Origin of the sequence: Halomonas sp. 111, from assembly GCF_052379685.1 — a bacterium.
GTDB lineage: Bacteria > Pseudomonadota > Gammaproteobacteria > Pseudomonadales > Halomonadaceae > Vreelandella > Vreelandella citrativorans.
The window spans coordinates 73,446-91,179 of record NZ_JBQSYV010000003.1; the positions used below are offsets into that span (position 1 = coordinate 73,446).

A 17,734-nucleotide genomic window follows, 5' to 3' on the forward strand; every position below is an offset into this window, starting at 1 on the left:
TCGAGGTATTGATTGTTTTTTGAACGCCCAGAAGCCGGTGAAACGGCAGTTCTTGTCCACGTTGATTTTCATGACGAACAAGCACGTGAAGACCCGGGTGAGTTCTTAGAGCTCGTGCGCTCTGCAGGTGCAGAGCCCGCGACGCTGCTCACCGCTAGTCGTCAGCGCCCTGATTCACGAACCTTTGTGGGTTCGGGAAAGCTGGAAGAGTTGCGAGCCATGCTCGCGGCTCATGAGGCGGAGCTGGTGATCTTCAATCATAGTTTAAGTCCTTCCCAGCAGCGCAACCTTGAGAAAGAACTCAAGTGCCGAGTCCTTGACCGTACTGGTCTGATTCTCGATATTTTTGCGCAACGGGCACGAACCCATGAGGGTAAGCTGCAGGTCGAGCTTGCTCAGCTAGAGTATATGTCTACTCGCCTTGTGCGTGGGTGGACGCACCTTGAGCGCCAAAAAGGCGGGATTGGCTTGCGTGGGCCCGGCGAAACGCAGCTGGAAACCGACCGCCGTCTATTAAGAGGACGTATTAAGTCAATCAACAAGCGATTGGATAAAGTACGTAGCCAGCGTGAACAGAACCGCCGCGCCCGTGCACGTGCGGAAATCCACAGTGTGTCGCTGGTCGGTTATACCAACGCAGGCAAATCGACGCTGTTTAATACGTTAACCAATGCCGATGTGTATGCCGCTGACCAATTGTTTGCAACGCTGGACCCGACGCTGAGGCGCCTTGAGATCGAAGACGTGGGCCCGGTGGTGATGGCGGATACAGTAGGGTTTATCCGGCATTTGCCCCATAAGCTTGTTGAGGCGTTCCAGGCGACGCTTCAGGAGGCAGCGGAAGCCACCTTGCTTGTGCATGTGATTGATGCAGCCGACCCTGATCGCGAGCTAAACGTTGACCAGGTAGAGCACGTATTGAAAGAGATTGGCGCCGATAGTGTGCCGGTTCTCAAGGTAATGAATAAAATCGACAAGCTTGATAGCGCGCCGCGTATTGAGCGTGATGGGCATGGCGTGCCTGAAGTGGTGTGGTTGTCTGCTCAACAAGGCCAAGGTCTTGAGCTACTTCATGAAGCGCTTACTGAGCGCTTGGCTGGCGATGTCATCGGATTTTCGCTGACACTGACGCCAGAACAGGGCAAGCTGCGGGCAGGACTTCATGAGTTAAACGCCGTGCGTCAGGAAGCATTTGATGAGCAGGGGCGCTCTGTATTAGAGGTTCGACTGCCGCGTCGCGACTTTAACCAATTAATGGCGCAGCTGGGTGAGCGCGCTAACACCTATTTGCCTGTAGCATTACGTGAAGTTGACGAGTGGTAGGTCCTTGCTTTTCTACTCGTGTAAGGGATGGTAATAACAGTTTGATATAGCAATAATTTCAATAAAGCGCATGGAACTTGCCGAAGGCATGCCATGCGTAGATGAGCACCTTAGTGGAGACGAAGTATGGCCTGGAATGAGCCTGGTGGTGGCAACCAGCACGACCCATGGAGTAGTGGTGGTCGACGGGGTGGCAACGACGGTGATAACCGTGGTGGCAACGATGGCGGTAATCGGGGCGGGAACAATGGGGGTAATAACCAAGGCCCTCCTGACCTTGATGAAGCGCTCAAGAAGTTTCAAGACAAGCTGAACGGCATGCTGGGCGGCGGCAGTAAAAAAGGCAATGGAAACAAGCGGAACAGTGGAAGCGGTGGTGGTAAGCCACGTAATACGCTTGCATTGCCGGGCCTTTTAGTTGTGGTTGCGCTAGCGATTTGGGCAGCCTCCGGCTTCTATCTGGTGGATCAGTCTGAGCGTGGCGTTGTTTTACGTTTTGGTGAGTACCAGAGCGTTGTTGGGCCGGGTCTTCACTGGAATCCGCCATTGATTGACGATGTCCGCATGGTAAATGTCACGCGCGTTCGCTCTGTGTCACAAACCCAGGCGATGCTGACGCGCGATGAAAACATCGTGGAAGTGGAAATATCGGCGCAGTACCAGGTCGCAAATCCGCAAGATTTTGTTCTCAATGTGCGTGATCCTGCACTGTCCATGGAAAATGCGCTTGATTCTGCTTTGCGTCACGTTGTAGGTGGCACAGACATGATCGATATCCTGACCTCAGGACGTGAAATCCTGGGCAGCTCGGTCGCTAGCCGCTTGCAGTCCTATCTTGATGCGTATGGAGCGGGTATCAGTTTACAAACCATTAACATTGAGTCGACTTCCGCACCTGCGCCGGTTATCGACGCATTCGATGATGTAATTCGTGCTCGCGAAGACCGCCAGCGTACCATTAACGAAGGCATGGCTTACGCTAACGCCATTATCCCGGCCGCTCAGGGTCAAGCCCAACGCGTGGTTGAGCAAGGCCAAGGGTATCGTGAGTCGGTAGTGGCTGAAGCTCAGGGTCAAGCGAATCGCTTCAATGCCTTGTTAACAGAGTACCAAAATGCGCCAGAGGTAATGCGTGAGCGGATGTACCTGGATACGCTTGAAAGCGTCTATGGCGGTACACCCAAGGTACTCATGGATGTAAGCGAAAATGCACCGCTAATGTATCTGCCGCTTGATCAAATGCGTGGCAATAGCGGGCGCAGCAATAGCGCATCAAGCGCTAATGACAGTGGCTCAGGCAGTGAGGAGTTGGATCCGCGTGTTGTAGAAAATTTACGTGGAAGCCAAACGACGAATTCTTCATCTTCAGGTAGTAGCTCTATTCGCAGGGAGGGCCGGTAAATGATTAATAATCGATCCCTGCTGATCGTTGGTGGCTTGGCCGTTGTCGCGTGGTTGGCAAGTAATTCGCTGTATGTTGTTGATGAGACACAGCGTGCCGTAAAACTGCGCTTTGGTGAGGTTATTGAAGAGAATATTCAGCCTGGCCTGCATGTCAAAATACCGATTGCTCAAACGATCCATAAGTTTGATACGCGCCTGCTGACGCTGGATACTGATACCAGTCGTTATCTGACGCTTGAGCAAAAAGCGGTTATCGTCGACTCCTACGTTAAATGGCAGGTGGTTAATCCTACCCGTTACTACGAGGCAACGGCGGGCGATGAAATGATGGCGATCCGCCTTATTCAGCCGCGTGTTGACGAGAGCTTACGTAACGAGTTTGGCCGTCTTAATCTGCAGGAAATCATTGCCGAGCGCCGTGATGACCTGATGATTGGTCCTACCGAAGAGCTGGACAGCCTGATGCGTGATGAGCTGGGTGTCGCTATCCGCGATATTCGCATCAAGCGTATTGATTTACCTGAAGACGTGTCAGCGGCAGTCTTTGAACGGATGCGTTCTGAGCGTGAGCGCGAAGCCCGCGAATGGCGTGCCCAGGGGCAGGAGGAAGCTGAGCGGATTCGCGCTAATGCTGACCGTCGTCGCCACGTACTTATCGCTCAGGCAAATGAGCGTGCAGAGACGCTGCGCGGTGAAGGTGATGCACAGGCGGCCAGTATCTTTTCTGAAGCGTATGGCCAGGATCAGGAGTTTTTCTCCTTTTGGCGTAGCTTGAATGCTTACCGCGACAGCTTCTCGGGCGACGGTGATATGCTGGTATTAGACCCCAGCAGCGACTTTTTCCGTTACCTGCGCAGTGCTAATCCTAACGGGCAAGCAGGCGAAGAAGAGTAAGTTGGCATAGAGGTGAACTTTGCCATGAAGCAGAACGCATGGCGGGGTTCATCCCTTGAGCAAACGTGGTAGACTTAATTGAACCGGGCGTCGCCCGGTTTTTTTGTGGCCCTCATTTAACGTTAATGCGTCAAGCGCGTATTCATCGACTCCAGGGCCTTCATCGTCTTGCAGGATTGTTTACATGACCATCGCTGACCGCTGGCTGTTGCCCGACGGCATGGATGAGGTGCTACCGCCTCAGGCAAGCCGCATGGAAGAGCTGCGCCGCGCGCTGCTTGATCTTTATCATTGCTGGGGCTATGACCAGGTCATGCCACCACCGGTGGAGTTTCTAGACTCCTTGTTGACCGGTACCGGTACCGACCTTGATCTGCAAACCTTTAAGCTAACAGACCAATTAACCGGCCGTATGATGGGCGCCTCGGCAGATGTCACGCCGCAGGTGGCGCGTATGGATGCCCACTCGCTCAAACGCCAAGGGCCCGTTCGGTTGTGCTACTGCACGAACGTACTGCGCGCTAAAGCTGATCAGCATCAGGGCGGACGCAGCCCTGTTCAGGTCGGCGTCGAACTGTTTGGCCATGCTGGGCTAGAGGCCGATAGTGAAATCATTCATTTGGCGCTCGCCAGTTTAAAAGCCGCAGGCGCAGGTGAAATACATCTGGCTCTTGGGCACATCGGCATTTATCGTAGTTTGGTAGACGCTGCCGCGCTTAATAATGAGCAGGAGAGCACGCTGTTTGAGGCACTGGCACTCAAGTCGCCGGGACAATTGGCGGAGCAAGTTAACGCAAGCGTCAGCGACCCGGTACTGGCCGATATGTTTATGGCGCTAGGCGAGTTGCACGGCGACGCCAGCATACTTGAGCAAGCACGCGAGCGCTTTGCAGGTGCCCCGGCTTCTGTAACCGCCGCGCTTGATCAGTTAAGTGCGCTGTATCAGGGCGTGTTGGCTCGCTTTGACGTGTCGCTCTATTTTGATCTTGCCGAGTTGCGTGGGTATCAATACCACACAGGCATGATGTTTGCCGCTTATGTGCCAGGTTACGGCCATGCGCTTGCAAAGGGTGGCCGCTATGATGATACGGGGCGCGCCTTTGGGCGTGCACGTCCGGCTACTGGTTTTTCGATGGATTTAAAGCAACTGGCATCATTGGCCTTGGCATCGCCAGGCAACGGCGCCATTTGGGCACCTGCCCAAGAGGAAGAGTCTCTCAACGCTGCCATAGTTGCACTGCGAGAGCAGGGAGAACGCGTTATTCAAGCGCTGCCTGGGCAGCGTACTGGGCCGGCGGAGCACAAGTGTGACCGCCGTCTTGAGTTTATCGATGGCTGTTGGCAGACAACGGCCCTGACACAAGAGACGAGTGCATAATGGGTAAGAATGTCGTAGTCCTGGGCACCCAATGGGGTGATGAAGGCAAAGGCAAGATTGTTGACCTGCTCACCGAGTCAGCGGCGGCGGTAGTGCGTTTCCAGGGTGGCCATAATGCGGGCCACACGCTGGTAATCGACGGTGAAAAAACGGTGCTTCATCTCATTCCGTCGGGTGTCCTGCGTCCGGGTAAAACCTGCGTAATCGGCAACGGGGTGGTGCTTTCGCCTGAAGCGCTGATCAAAGAGATCCGCGAGCTTGAAGATAAAGGTGTGCCGGTGCGTGAGCGCCTGCGCCTTTCACCCGCCTGCCCGCTGATTTTGCCTTACCACGTGCGCCTTGATCAGGCCCGCGAAAAAGCCCGTGGCGTTGCCAAGATTGGCACAACGGGTCGAGGCATTGGTCCGGCTTACGAAGATAAAGTGGCACGCCGTGGCTTGCGCTTGGGCGATATGCTTCATCGGGAGCGGTTTGCCTCCAAACTGGGCGAAGTGCTGGATTACCACAACTTCGTATTGGTTAATTACCACGGTGAACCCGCCGTCGACTTCCAGGAAGTGCTGGACAGCGCCATGCAAATGGCTGATGAGCTTCGTCCGATGGTATGCGATACCGTGAGCATGGTTCACGACCTGCGCAAGGCGGGTGAAAATATTCTGTTTGAGGGCGCCCAAGGCTCGCTACTGGATATCGACCACGGTACGTACCCGTTTGTTACCAGCTCCAACACCACGGCTGGCGGCACGGCCACGGGTTCTGGTGTCGGCCCGCTTTACCTGGATTATGTGCTGGGTATTACCAAAGCGTATACCACGCGCGTGGGTTCAGGACCGTTCCCCACTGAGCTGTTCGACGACCATGGCCGTCACCTGGCTGAGCGTGGCCACGAATTTGGCGCCACCACGGGTCGTCCACGCCGTTGCGGTTGGTTTGATGCTGTGGCCCTGCGTCATGCGGTACAAATTAACTCCATATCCGGCATCTGCCTGACCAAGCTTGACGTGCTCGATGGTCTGGAAAATATTCGGGTGTGCGTGGGCTATCGCAGTAAAGATGGTGACGTTCTGGACAACCCGGTTGATTCTGAAGGCTACGAAGCCATAGAGCCGCTTTATCAGGATTTACCAGGCTGGAAAGAGTCGACGCTGGGTGCTAAAAACGTCGACGACTTACCGGCCAATGCCCGCGCTTACATCAGTTTCCTGGAAGAGCAGGTGGGCACCAGTATCGATATTATTTCAACGGGTCCAGACCGTGTTGAAACCATCGTACTGCGCAATCCGTTTGACGGCGAATAATCCGCTGTCGTCGAATAACACTCGCTGAGAATATCGTCGGGTGTATGAGAAGGGGTGCCTTGGCGCCCCTTTTTGGTAAATCTTGATTAAAAATCAATGCCACGACGTGCCTGTAGGCCATTATTAAAGGCGTGGCGAACTTCCTGCATTTCGGTGACGGTATCCGCCATGGCTATCAGTTCTCGGTGCGCATTACGCCCCGTAATAATTACTGTCTGCTCGCTGGGGCGATTTTCAAGCGCCGCTTTAACGGTGGCGATATCCAGGTAGCCAAACTTGAGCATGTAGGTAATTTCATCCAGCACGACCAGGTAAGTGTTTGGGTCAGCCAGCATGCGCTCAGCCTCTTTCCAAACGGCCAGGCAGGCTTGAGTGTCGGCTTCACGGTTTTGGGTGTCCCAGGTAAAGCCCGTCGCCATAATTGCTATGTCAAGATTAGGGTCATCTTCCAAACGGTTGCGTTCGCCACACTCCCATAAGCCTTTAATAAACTGAATAACCCCCACGTTATAGCCATAGCCTAACGCGCGGGTGACGGTGCCCCAGGCGGCCGTGGTCTTGCCTTTACCATTTCCGGTATTCACCAGCAGTAGTCCGCGTTGTTCTGTGGCGCTGGCTACTTTTTCATCCACGCGGGCTTTGAGTTTTTCCATCGACGCTTTATGGCGTGTATCGCGGTCTTTCACCGTCACTTTCCTCTTAAAAGGCTGCATGAAGATTTCTAGCCTACGCCATATAGAGCTTGCAATGCCGTGATGATAGCTTAAATGTGAATAAAATTTATACAGTTGTTAAGCTTTTCCGTAGGAATCGAGGTTTTTGTGGCTAATCAATAACAGAATTGGCCGATAGGGAGCTTACTGCTCTAAAATAACCCATCATAACTTGCCAGGAAAATGCCATGCCCTCTTTTGATATTGTGTCGGAATTTGATCAGCACGAAGCGTCTAACGCCGTTGACCAGGCGAATCGTGAAGTGCAGTCGCGTTTTGATTTTAAAGGCGTTGACGCAAGCTTCGCCCTTGAAGGCGAAAAAGTGCAGCTAGAGGCCCAGGTCGATTTTCAACTTAAGCAGATGCTGGATGTACTGCGCGGTCGGTTAATTGCCAGAGGCATTGATGCGCGCTGCATGGATATTCAAGACCCCGAGCTTTCCGGGGTGAAGGCGCGTCAGGAAGTCGTTTTGAAGCAGGGGCTTGATGCGGCAGAAGCCAAGGATGTGGTAAAGCGTATCAAGGCGAGTAAGCTTAAAGTCCAAGCGCAAATTCAGGGTGAAAAAGTTCGCGTGACCGGGAAAAAACGTGACGACTTACAAGGCGTCATGACGCTTTTACGGGGTGAAGAGGGGCCTGAACTACCTCTGCAGTTTGATAATTTCCGCGATTAAGCCTTATCACGTGTAGGGCGGTGTCTATGCGCTGCCCCGTTTTTGCCACTCTTTTTGTCTACTCGCAACCATCGTTTATTACAGGAGCTAACGCACTATGTCTGATCCGCAGCCGGTTTATTTAAGCGACTATCAGCCGCCCGCCTACCAGGTCACCCATACCGAGCTGACGTTTGATCTTGACCCTGCTGCCACCCGTGTAAAAGCACGATTGTTGATTGAACGTAACGAAAACGTAGACGCCCAAACGCCCCTGGTGCTGAATGGCGAGCAGTTGTCGCTGATCTCGTTGGTCATTGATGGCACACCGCTAGCGGAAGCGGATTACCAGTTGGGTGAGGGCAGCCTGCGTATTATGCAGGTGCCGGCAGCGTTCAGCCTTGAAAGTGAGGTAGAAATTGCGCCTGGTGCTAACACTGCCCTGGAAGGGCTTTACCAGTCGAGTGGTATGTACTGTACCCAGTGTGAAGCGGAAGGTTTTCGGCGCATTACGTTCTACCCAGACCGCCCGGATGTGATGGCCACCTTTACCGTCACGGTCATTGGTGATCAAAACAACGAACCCGTTTTGCTGGCCAACGGCAACCCCGTGGACAGCGGTATATTGGAAAACGGCCGCCATTTCGTGAAGTGGGAAGATCCGCACCCTAAACCGTGCTACCTGTTTGCGTTGGTAGCGGGTGATTTACACAAGGTTGAGGACCACTTTTCTACCATGAGCGGCCGTGATGTCACGCTGCAAATTTGGGTAGAAGAGGAAAATCTGGATAAAACCGAACACGCCATGGCTTCGCTCAAACGTTCCATGGCGTGGGATGAACAGACCTATGGCCGCGAATATGACCTTGATCTGTTTATGATCGTGGCCGTTAACGATTTCAATATGGGAGCGATGGAAAACAAGGGGCTGAATATTTTCAACTCTGCCGCTGTACTGACGCATCCCAATACCGCCACCGATGCCACGTTTCAAAACGTGGAAGGCATTGTGGCCCACGAATATTTTCATAACTGGTCCGGCAATCGAGTGACCTGTCGTGACTGGTTCCAGCTATCGCTGAAAGAAGGCTTTACCGTTTTTAGGGATCAGTGTTTTTCCGCTGATACCAACTCGGCGCCGGTTAAGCGTATTCAAGATGTGTCTTTTTTCCGTACGGCGCAGTTTGCAGAAGATGCAGGGCCCACTGCGCATCCTGTGCGCCCCGACCACTACATTGAAATCACCAATTTCTACACCCTGACTATTTATGAAAAGGGTGCAGAAGTAGTGCGTATGCTGTGTAACCTGGTGGGGTGGGAAAATTTCCGCCAAGGGGCCGATGCCTACTTTGAGCGCTTTGATGGTCAGGCGGTCACCATTGAAGACTTTGTTGGCTGTATGGAAGAGGCGTCGGGCCAAACGCTTGATCAATTTATGCGCTGGTACGCGCAGGCAGGTACGCCAGAGATTGATGTCCACGGTGAATACGACTATGTACATAGTGAATACAGGCTAACGCTTCGGCAGCGCACGCCTGCCACGCCCGGCCAAACCGAGAAGCAGCCACTGCATATCCCTGTGCGGATGGGGCTGGTGGGAACCAAGTCTGGTCAGGACTTAACGCTGACCATGGCCGGGGAAGTGCTGGGCAAGGATGCGGTGATCCATTTGCGCGATAACGAGCAGACCTTTGTCTTTACCGATGTGGCCGAGGCGCCAGTACCGTCACTGCTGCGTGACTTCTCGGCGCCAGTGAAGCTACATTTCCCCTATTCACGTGAAGAACTGGCATTTTTGCTCACCCATGATAGTGATGGTTTTAACCGCTGGGATGCCGGTCAGCGCTTGGCCATGCTGGCGTTGGACGATCTGATCGCGGCGCATCGTAATGGCGTTGAAAAAGTCATGGACGGCCGCGTTACGGAAGCCTTTAGAGCGCTGCTGACAAGCTCGACGTCTGACAAGGCGGTGCTTGCCGAGATGCTAACCCTACCTTCTGAAGCCTACATTGCCGAGCAGCAGCCGATCGTCGATGTCGATGCGATTCACGCGGCGCGTGAGTTTGTGCGCCAATCATTGGCGTTAGCACTTCGCGATGAATTTGTGGCCACGTTTGAAACCAATCGCTCGGAGGAGGCTTACGCGCCAACGCCTGAGCAAATCGCCCAGCGTAGCCTCAAAAACATAGCGCTTAGCTATTTGATGTCGATTGAGGATGAGCAGGCGATTGCATTTTGCCAGGCTCAGTTTGCCGCTGACCACAATATGACCGATGTTCGCCATGCGCTAACGCTGCTTGTGCATAGCGAACGTGATGACGTGTCGTCACCCGCTTTAAAAGCGTTTGGTGAAAAATGGGCGCATGATTCGCTGGTTATGGATCAGTGGTTTACGATTCAAGTGACGCGGCCGCAGTCTGATGTGCTGGAACGTGTCGAGTTCTTGATGCAGCATCCGGCATTTTCAATCAAGAACCCAAACAAAGTACGTGCGCTAGTGGGTGCTTTTACGCAAAATCGGGTTAATTTCCATCGCCTGGATGGTAAGGGCTACGCGCTGCTTGCCGATGTGGTGATTGAGCTTAATCGACTAAACCCGGAAATTGCCGCGCGATTGGTTACCCCGCTAACACGCTGGCAGCGTTTTGACGAAGCGCGCCAGGCCTTAATGCATGCGCAGTTGGAACGTATCAAAAAAGAGCCGCTATCTTCGAACGTATATGAAGTAGTTGAAAAAGCGCTGGCGTAAGCACTCCCAGCGTTCCAACCATGAAAGGGAAGCCATTGGTGAACGACTCACAACCGCATTTTTTACTGATTATAAATGGTAAATCAGCCGGGAACCCGGCACTGCGTGAAGCCGTTGAAGAGCAGCGTGAGGCAGGGATGCCGATTACCGTGCGCTCAACATGGGAGGGCGGTGACGCCGCTCTCTTTGCCGAGCAGGCATGTGATATGGGCATCACCCATGTCATCGCCTGCGGCGGCGATGGCACTGTTAACGAAGTGGTTAACGGGCTAATGCGTGTCGCTCATGATAAGCGTCCCGCTTTGGGCGTTGTGCCGCTGGGCAGTGCCAACGACTTTGCCACCTCCACGGGGTTACCGTTGGAGCCAAGCCCTGCGCTGGCAGAGGCAATGACACTAAGCGCATACCCTGTTGATGTCGTACGAGTAACGGCTGAGGCTAATAGTAAAACCGTCGTTCAGTACTACGTCAACATGACCACGGGCGGATTTGGGGCGGAAATTACCTCTTCAACACCGAAGACGCTGAAACGCTTGTTAGGCGGAGGTGCATACTCCTTAATGGGGGCGCTTAAAGCCTGGCGGCATCGCAGCTATCGTGGCACGCTTCACTGGGGCGATAAAGAGCAGGATGTCTCGCTGCTGTTATTGGCGTTAGGTAATGGCCGGCAATCAGGCGGCGGACAGGTGCTCGCCCCACGTGCCAAGCTTGATGATGGCCGCTTGGATGTTCTTTTGGTGAAGGATTTTAGCTCCGTAACGGAACTGCCGACGCTGATTAGCGAGCTTCAGAGTTTTCCCTCTGATGGGCAGTATGTACGCTATTTCACAGCGACTGAGCTGACGGTCACAACTCAGAAAGATGATCCCGCTTGGCCCTTAACGCTGGACGGCGAAATGTGTCAGTATGATCGTTTTTGCGTTGAAGTGGTGCCGTTGGCGCTGCACGTTTTATTGCCTGAGGGTTGCTCGTTACTGTCAGCAAATGACCGACACTGATCGTAGGCTGTCTTTAAAAGCGTTATTTAAGAAGGGGAATCTAATGGTAAACCGTTTATGGATACCGGTTATTGCCACCTTGGCACTATTGCTAAGCGCATGTGGCGACTCTCAAGAAGAGACTGATGTGACACCGGATGAGCCTTCGTCGGTTTCTGATGATGACGTTGTACAAGAGGAAGAGGCGTCGGCCGCCGCTGAAAATGCCGCGGATATGCCAAGCCCTGCGGAGATAGAGGATGACGTTGAGGCGCGCCAAGCCGCTGAAGAGCTAGAGCAGGCCGAGGCGCTGCGTGATGATATGCAAGATGATGCAGCCAACGCTGACGAGTCCGAGGCCCAAGAGGTAACAGCAGGCGAAGACACTCTGGCGGCGGACCCTGATGAGATACTGCAAGAGGGTGGTGCATTACCAGGAGAGGCAACGCGCTCCGACGTCGATCAAATGATTGAAGAGACTGAACAGCGTTTTCAGGAAGCCCAGCGGCGCTTAAATGAGCAGTTTGAAGAAGCTGAACAACAAGCCGAAGAGTACGATGCTATTGAGCAAGAAGCATTGTCCAATGAGTGGGAAACACAGAGCAGCCTACCCGAAAGCCCTCGCTTGGAAGATAACCGGGAAGCTACTGATGTTGATGCATTGATTGAGGATACCGAACGCCGCTTTGAGGAAGCCCAAAAGCGTCTTGAAGAGCAGTTTCAGGAAATCGAGCGTGAACATAATGGCAGTAGTAGCCGTGGGGTTATTCTGAATGAAGACGCAGACAACGATAATGCTAACGCTACTCATCAATAAGGCGCGTTGAGCAGGCAATAAAAAGGCCCGCCTTGGCGGGCCTCGCTACATCCGGCCATGATTAAGCAAGGCGGATGTTAGAAGCCTGAAGGCCCTTTTTACCCTGCGTTACCTCAAAGCTGACTTTTTGACCATCTTGCAGGGTCTTGAAGCCTTCCGCTTGAATTTCGGAGAAGTGCGCAAACAGGTCGTCACTGCCATCATCGGGTGAGATGAAGCCGTAACCTTTCGTATCGTTGAACCACTTGACGGTGCCAGTTGCCATTAGTCGTTTCCTTAACGTGCTTATAATGATCAAGCGAACCTGCATAGGATTCGCCCGCCAAAATCAATGTAGATGCAAAAAAATGGGTCGTCCAGTAACAATCTAATGTTTCTTAACTTTTGTTGAGCCGCGTATATGTCGTCAATACAGCTTGTGGATTCTCAGTTTGTGGCCTTTTTGGTCGCTATTACACTGTTGTCGATTACGCCTGGCGTGGATACCTTGCTGGTTATCCGTAACACTGCCCGAGGCGGGACACGGGACGGCATTGCCACCAGCTTAGCGATCTGCTGCGGTCTGTTTGTACACGCGACCATCTCGGCATTAGGCATTTCACTGATTCTGCTCCAGTCGGCCTGGGTATTTCATCTATTAAAGTTAGTCGGGGCGGGGTATCTGGTATGGCTAGGGGTCACCAGTTTGTTAGCCGCAAGGCGTGGCCAGCCATTACCGGTCAAAGGGGTGATCGGTGCTGCTTCTCCTGTTCCGCTTTGGCAGCCCATTAAGGAAGGCTTGCTGTCCAATGTATTGAATCCAAAAACGATTATTTTTTATATGGCTTTTTTGCCTCAGTTTATTGCGCCGGGTGATCCGGCGTTGGTCAAGTCCCTGTGGCTAGCAGGTGTCCACTTTATCATTGCCAATATCTGGCAAATTAGCGTGGTATTCATGGTAGGAGGTGCCAGCAAGTGGCTCGCCAGCGTGCGCTTTGCGCAGGTGTTAAATGCCGCGACTGGCGCGGTGCTGGTCGCGTTTGGGCTCCGTTTGGCGATGGAGCAGCGCCCAGTATAACTGGGCGCTTGGTGAGTAAACTGACCAGGCAGTAAGCGCGATTACCTTTGTACGCTTATTGACGTGCCAGCAAAGCGCGGTCGTAACGTACTTGTTGTTCACTATCACTCAACAGTGAAACACCTTCGCTGTTACCACCGTTGGCCAGGCTTTCAAAAATTACCCGATAGCTAAGCACCGCCTGCACATAATCGCGTGTTTCTTTAAAGGGAATGCTTTCCACAAACAGATCAAATGACTCCATACCGCTTCCCAGCCACTGATCAACACGCCCAGGGCCAGCATTATAGGCCGCAGCGGCGGCAAGTCGGTTACCCTGATAGCGGTTCAGCTTGTCGCGCAGATAAGTGCTGCCCAGGCGAATATTAAGTTCAGGGTCAAGAATGCCGTAAGGCCCTGGGTCACTAATACCCAGTTGGCGGCTTACCAGGCTTGCCGTGCCGGGCATTAACTGCATCAAACCGCGAGCGCCTGCTGGAGAGAGCGCTACCGGGTTATAGGCACTTTCACGACGGGTAATCGCCATTAGCATATACGGGTCTACACCGGTTTGGTGGCCCCAGTGCATAAAGCTCTCCCGGTAAGCCTCGGGGAAACGCCAATCAAGCGCATCCCACATGCTGCCAGCAATCGTGGTCTGTACCAGGCGTGCATGCCACTGTTGATGGGCCGCATAATCGGCCAGGGCGCGCGCCTGCTGGGGCGTGCCGTTTTGCACCGCATACAGCCATTCGCTATTGGCAAGGCCGTCTTCGCCAATGCGTAGCAGCGCTTCGGTACGCTGGACCACGGGGAGGCGTGCAGTGCGTTCGCGTGAAGTCTCATCAAAATGATTGCGCTCAAGATTGAGCTGGTAAGGCTGGCCAAGTTGTTCAGCGGCCGCAAACCCATAAAAGCTGCGGTCGGTCGCCGCCTGACGGTAGCGAGCGGTGGCTGCCTCCTGGCTGCCCAGCTGTTCGTTGGCACGCCCCAGCCAGTACTGCCAGCGGCTGTTTTCTTGTTGGCTGGTGGGCATTTCCGCAATCCAGTGAATCACCTCCTGCCACTGCCGGTCTGCCAATGCACGACGTACGCGCAGCTCAAGCACGCGCTCGCTATCCAACGAGGGAAGAACGTCATCTACCCAGCCTAAGGCGCCGGGTACATTGCGTACCAGTGCATAGAAAGCCAACTCTTCTTCAATGGTTTGCTGATCACTGGGTAGAAGGTTCAAGTTGGGCGCGATGGTTTGCCAGCTACTCAATGCGGCCGGGGTATCTTCACGGGTGAACCGCTGCATCGCGGCTTTGTAGAAACTGGCGGTTGCCGCGCATTCAGGGCCAAGGCAGGCGGGCGCTGAGGTGACCGCGCGGGTATTGGTATTCACTTGGTCGGCGGTTTCAATCGCGGTGTGCCACTGGCCACTGAGCAGCCCGTCTAAATAGTCTGAGAGACGATCTTCACCGGCTTGCCAAGCGAGCATTCTTCGCTCCCAGATAGCCGTTGCATCAATCGTGCCGTTAGCCCGCAGGCGGTCAAACAGGGGGTCACACGCATCGGGCTGAGAGCTTCCTTCAAGCCAAAGTGCAAGGCCTGCCTCTGCGGCCTGCTGGGGCTGTGAATCCAGTATGGCTGTATAGTAATAACACTGGCGAGCGGTGCCTGCAGGTTCGCCATCGGCAACGGCCAGCAAATCGCTATAACGCCCCGCGTGGCCATACTGGGCAATGGCCTGACCGAGTAGCCACTCAGAAAGCGGAGAGTCGTTATGCTGGTCAATAAAGCGTTGTACTTGGGCCGTCGAGACGTTGGGTAGTTGATTGCGTAATCGGTGGTAGTCGACATAGCCGCTCAGCACATGACCTTCAATAGCGCGCTCGTCGATGTGGTTCCACTGTTGTTGACGAGCGGCTTCTAACGCATCGCGCATAGCGGTATCAGAAGCGGCCCATGAGGCAGTGGGTAAGCCCACCAGGATTGCCGCGCATAAAGTGCGAAAAGGGGATCTGAATGGCGATGCCTGCATAATTTTCTCTCTTTCTCGCTAACGGATTGGCAACCGCTAATAGTGAACGAAATGGTCAAATAGTGTTCAGACAATCGTGACACTTGGAGGATTCAATTACGATGGCTCGATTATCCACGTTGTGGCTATTTCGTCGACTTAAATCCCGCCTCTGGGCTGTAAAACGTATCGGACGCGCACTGAAACTGTTTGTGCCCATGACGTCTGATGTCCTGAGCGGTCGCTTTCGGCCTGTGCCCTGGGCTGCCTTTGGCATGATGACGCTGGCGCTTGCCTACCTTGCAATGCCGTTCGATTTAATTCCGGACTTTCTCGTTTTCATAGGTCTGATTGACGATGTCATTATCGTTGGCTGGCTTCTCAACCGTATTGACCAGCGCTTGGCAGATTACCGCGCCTGGAAGTACGGCGATATTGATATCACTACTTCTCAACACTCACCTTCTTGAAATCGCTCTGCTTATCCCCATATCCAACTCACACATTTTTTCGTTCCTGTCTCATTGGGAGGCAGGAACTCTAAACAAACGTGATTGATGAGGGCTAGGCGAATGTCAACAGCGACCCACGAAGAAACGTTAGGCTTTCAAACAGAAGTTAAGCAGCTTCTCAACCTGATGATTCACTCCCTGTATTCCAACCGGGAGATTTTCCTGCGTGAGCTTATCTCTAACGCCGCGGATGCCTGTGACAAACTGCGCTACGCGGCGCTAGATAACGATGCGCTGTACGAAGGCGACAGCGAGCTTCGAGTAGAAATTGAGCACGATAAAGAAGCCAATACCATTACGTTGCGCGACAACGGTATTGGTATGAACCGCGAAGACGTTATCGCTAATCTGGGCACCATCGCCCGCTCAGGCACCGCTGAGTTTTTAAAGCAGATGTCAGGCGAGCAGCAAAAAGATGCCAAGTTGATCGGCCAGTTCGGTGTAGGTTTCTACTCAGGCTTTATTGTGGCTGACGAAGTGGCAGTGCGTACCCGCAAAGCCGGGACGGCCGCCTCTGAAGGCGTTGAGTGGCGCTCTAAAGGCGAAGGTGAGTTTACCGTCGCTGATATTGAGCGCGAGCTTCACGGCACCGAAATTACGCTTTATCTGAAAGAAGACGCTAAAGAGTTTGCTGACGATTACCGCCTTCAAAACCTGGTGCGCAAGTACTCTGATCATATTGAAGTGCCCGTGCGCATGCCCAAGACCGAAACGGCCAAGGATGATGAAGGCAACGACATCGAAGGCAGCGAAGTCACCACGTGGGAAACCGTTAACGAAGCCACTGCACTCTGGGCGCGCCCCAAGAGCGACGTTTCTGATGACGAGTACAAGGCGTTTTATAAGCACGTTGCCCATGACTTTAGCGACCCGCTTGCCTGGAGCCACAACAAGGTAGAGGGCAAGCTTGAGTACACTAGTTTGCTCTACGTGCCGGGCCGGGCGCCTTTTGATATGTATGAGCGCGATGGCGCTCGCGGCGTTAAGCTTTATGTGCAGCGCGTATTTATCATGGATGATGCTGAACAGTTCCTGCCGCTCTATCTGCGCTTTATCAAAGGTGTGTTGGATACGCGCGATCTGTCGCTCAACGTTTCCCGCGAGCTTTTGCAGCAGGACCCGCAGGTCGACAAGATCAAAGGGGCGCTGACCAAGCGTGCGCTGGATATGCTTAAAAAGCTTTCCAAGGATAGCGAAGAGTACCAAACCTTTTGGAACACCTTCGGCAGCGTGCTGAAGGAAGGCCCAGGCGAAGATTTTGCCAACCGCGAAAAAGTCGCCGGTCTTTTACGCTTTGCGTCGACGCACAGCGACACCGCTACCCAGGATCAATCGCTTGCTGACTACGTCGAGCGCATGAAAGAAGGCCAGCAGAAGATCTACTACGTGGTAGCAGATAGCTTCAATGCGGCGAAAAACAGCCCGCACCTGGAGATCTTCCGCAAGAAAGGTATCGAAGTTCTGCTGCTGTCTGACCGTATTGATGAGTGGCTGATGAGCCATCTGACCGAGTTTGACGGTAAATCCTTTGCTGATGTTGCCAAAGGCGAGCTGGACCTTGGTGATGTCGAAGACGAAGCCGAGAAAAAAGCTCAGGAAGAGACCGCCAAGGCAAAAGAAGATCTGTTGAAGCGTGTTAAAGAAGCGCTTAGCGATGGTGTACAAGACGTCAAGGTTACCCATCGTTTGACCGACTCACCGGCCTGCGTCGTGCTGCCTGAGCATGAAATGGGCTTTCAAATGCGCCGCATTATGGAAGCCGCCGGGCAAAAAATGCCGGACGTTAAGCCCATTTTAGAACTCAACCCGGAGCACCCGCTGGTAACACGCCTGGAAGGAGCAGAAGGCGAGATCTTCACACAGCTAGCGCATATCCTGCTTGACCAGGCGATTATCGCCGAGGGCGGTCATCTGGACGACCCAGCCGCTTATGTGAAGCGTCTAAACAGCGTACTGACCGCTTAATCGTCGTTGT

General features: G+C 53.6%; 15 protein-coding genes. 12 read left to right on the forward strand and 3 right to left on the reverse strand.

Annotated features, from left to right (window positions below; all coding sequences use genetic code 11):
* Window positions 1-12: 12 nt before the first annotated feature.
* From hflX to ACT3T7_RS03145, 5 genes are all read left to right on the forward strand, one after another.
* Window positions 13-1,323 carry a ribosome rescue GTPase HflX gene (gene hflX / locus ACT3T7_RS03125; protein ID WP_444630066.1) on the forward strand — a complete coding sequence of 437 codons (1,311 nt, stop codon included), beginning with the start codon at window positions 13-15 and terminating at the stop codon, window positions 1,321-1,323.
* Between the two features lie 126 nt (window positions 1,324-1,449).
* The gene (gene hflK, locus ACT3T7_RS03130) at window positions 1,450-2,724 is read left to right on the forward strand and encodes an FtsH protease activity modulator HflK (protein ID WP_444630067.1); all 1,275 of its coding nucleotides are present in this window, start codon (window positions 1,450-1,452) and stop codon (window positions 2,722-2,724) included.
* Window positions 2,725-3,621, forward strand: coding sequence for a protease modulator HflC (hflC, locus tag ACT3T7_RS03135; protein ID WP_444630068.1), 897 nt, complete (start codon window positions 2,725-2,727; stop codon window positions 3,619-3,621).
* A gap of 184 nt (window positions 3,622-3,805) precedes the next feature.
* Window positions 3,806-4,999 (forward strand): ATP phosphoribosyltransferase regulatory subunit, encoded by a 1,194-nt coding sequence (locus tag ACT3T7_RS03140; RefSeq protein ID WP_172116284.1) that lies wholly within the window; start codon window positions 3,806-3,808, stop codon window positions 4,997-4,999.
* A complete protein-coding gene (locus ACT3T7_RS03145) occupies window positions 4,999-6,297 on the forward strand; it encodes an adenylosuccinate synthase (protein WP_193053829.1) in 1,299 nt (432 codons plus the stop codon). Before ACT3T7_RS03140 ends, ACT3T7_RS03145 begins: the two co-directional genes overlap by 1 nt.
* A gap of 86 nt (window positions 6,298-6,383) precedes the next feature.
* On the opposite strand, the gene cobO is transcribed toward ACT3T7_RS03145, so the two are convergent.
* Window positions 6,384-6,983: a cob(I)yrinic acid a,c-diamide adenosyltransferase gene (gene cobO, locus ACT3T7_RS03150; RefSeq protein WP_444630069.1), complete on the reverse strand. Its 600-nt coding sequence runs from the start codon at window positions 6,981-6,983 to the stop codon at window positions 6,384-6,386.
* 215 nt (window positions 6,984-7,198) lie between these two features.
* On the opposite strand from cobO, the gene ACT3T7_RS03155 reads away from it, so the two are divergent.
* The 4 genes from ACT3T7_RS03155 to ACT3T7_RS03170 all read left to right on the forward strand — a co-directional run bounded on the left by ACT3T7_RS03155 (window position 7,199) and on the right by ACT3T7_RS03170 (window position 12,206).
* Complete coding sequence (locus tag ACT3T7_RS03155; protein ID WP_444630070.1) at window positions 7,199-7,684, forward strand: YajQ family cyclic di-GMP-binding protein; 486 nt, start codon at window positions 7,199-7,201, stop codon at window positions 7,682-7,684.
* A gap of 97 nt (window positions 7,685-7,781) precedes the next feature.
* Window positions 7,782-10,412, forward strand: coding sequence for an aminopeptidase N (gene pepN / locus ACT3T7_RS03160; protein ID WP_444630071.1), 2,631 nt, complete (start codon window positions 7,782-7,784; stop codon window positions 10,410-10,412).
* A gap of 38 nt (window positions 10,413-10,450) precedes the next feature.
* Window positions 10,451-11,410: a lipid kinase YegS gene (yegS, locus tag ACT3T7_RS03165; protein WP_444630072.1), complete on the forward strand. Its 960-nt coding sequence runs from the start codon at window positions 10,451-10,453 to the stop codon at window positions 11,408-11,410.
* Window positions 11,411-11,453: 43 nt separating this feature from the next.
* Complete coding sequence (locus ACT3T7_RS03170; RefSeq protein ID WP_444630073.1) at window positions 11,454-12,206, forward strand: hypothetical protein; 753 nt, start codon at window positions 11,454-11,456, stop codon at window positions 12,204-12,206.
* 61 nt (window positions 12,207-12,267) lie between these two features.
* Here the strand turns inward: ACT3T7_RS03170 and ACT3T7_RS03175 are convergent, their stop codons facing one another.
* On the reverse strand, window positions 12,268-12,471 hold the full coding sequence (locus ACT3T7_RS03175) for a cold-shock protein (protein ID WP_018915713.1): 204 nt from the start codon (window positions 12,469-12,471) through the stop codon (window positions 12,268-12,270).
* 135 nt (window positions 12,472-12,606) lie between these two features.
* Here ACT3T7_RS03175 and ACT3T7_RS03180 point away from each other — a divergent pair, with 135 nt between their 5' ends.
* On the forward strand, window positions 12,607-13,263 hold the full coding sequence (locus tag ACT3T7_RS03180) for a LysE family translocator (RefSeq protein ID WP_444630074.1): 657 nt from the start codon (window positions 12,607-12,609) through the stop codon (window positions 13,261-13,263).
* Window positions 13,264-13,318: 55 nt separating this feature from the next.
* Here the strand turns inward: ACT3T7_RS03180 and ACT3T7_RS03185 are convergent, their stop codons facing one another.
* The gene (locus tag ACT3T7_RS03185) at window positions 13,319-15,268 is read right to left on the reverse strand and encodes a transglycosylase SLT domain-containing protein (protein ID WP_444630075.1); all 1,950 of its coding nucleotides are present in this window, start codon (window positions 15,266-15,268) and stop codon (window positions 13,319-13,321) included.
* Window positions 15,269-15,369: 101 nt separating this feature from the next.
* Between ACT3T7_RS03185 and ACT3T7_RS03190 the strand changes: the two genes are divergently transcribed.
* Window positions 15,370-15,717 (forward strand): YkvA family protein, encoded by a 348-nt coding sequence (locus tag ACT3T7_RS03190; protein ID WP_193053822.1) that lies wholly within the window; start codon window positions 15,370-15,372, stop codon window positions 15,715-15,717.
* Window positions 15,718-15,819: 102 nt separating this feature from the next.
* Complete coding sequence (gene htpG, locus ACT3T7_RS03195) at window positions 15,820-17,724, forward strand: molecular chaperone HtpG (RefSeq protein ID WP_444630076.1); 1,905 nt, start codon at window positions 15,820-15,822, stop codon at window positions 17,722-17,724.
* The last annotated feature ends 10 nt before the right edge of the window (window positions 17,725-17,734 follow it).

Coding starts and splice junctions, on each gene's coding strand:
- hflK (WP_444630067.1), top strand. CDS start 1,450: ATGGCCTGGAATGAGCCTGGTGGTGGCAACCAGCACGACCCATGGAGT.
- hflC (WP_444630068.1), top strand. CDS start 2,725: ATGATTAATAATCGATCCCTGCTGATCGTTGGTGGCTTGGCCGTTGTC.
- ACT3T7_RS03140 (WP_172116284.1), top strand. CDS start 3,806: ATGACCATCGCTGACCGCTGGCTGTTGCCCGACGGCATGGATGAGGTG.
- ACT3T7_RS03145 (WP_193053829.1), top strand. CDS start 4,999: ATGGGTAAGAATGTCGTAGTCCTGGGCACCCAATGGGGTGATGAAGGC.
- ACT3T7_RS03155 (WP_444630070.1), top strand. CDS start 7,199: ATGCCCTCTTTTGATATTGTGTCGGAATTTGATCAGCACGAAGCGTCT.
- pepN (WP_444630071.1), top strand. CDS start 7,782: ATGTCTGATCCGCAGCCGGTTTATTTAAGCGACTATCAGCCGCCCGCC.
- ACT3T7_RS03170 (WP_444630073.1), top strand. CDS start 11,454: ATGGTAAACCGTTTATGGATACCGGTTATTGCCACCTTGGCACTATTG.
- ACT3T7_RS03175 (WP_018915713.1), bottom strand. CDS start 12,471: ATGGCAACTGGCACCGTCAAGTGGTTCAACGATACGAAAGGTTACGGC.
- ACT3T7_RS03180 (WP_444630074.1), top strand. CDS start 12,607: ATGTCGTCAATACAGCTTGTGGATTCTCAGTTTGTGGCCTTTTTGGTC.
- ACT3T7_RS03185 (WP_444630075.1), bottom strand. CDS start 15,268: ATGCAGGCATCGCCATTCAGATCCCCTTTTCGCACTTTATGCGCGGCA.
- ACT3T7_RS03190 (WP_193053822.1), top strand. CDS start 15,370: ATGGCTCGATTATCCACGTTGTGGCTATTTCGTCGACTTAAATCCCGC.
- htpG (WP_444630076.1), top strand. CDS start 15,820: ATGTCAACAGCGACCCACGAAGAAACGTTAGGCTTTCAAACAGAAGTT.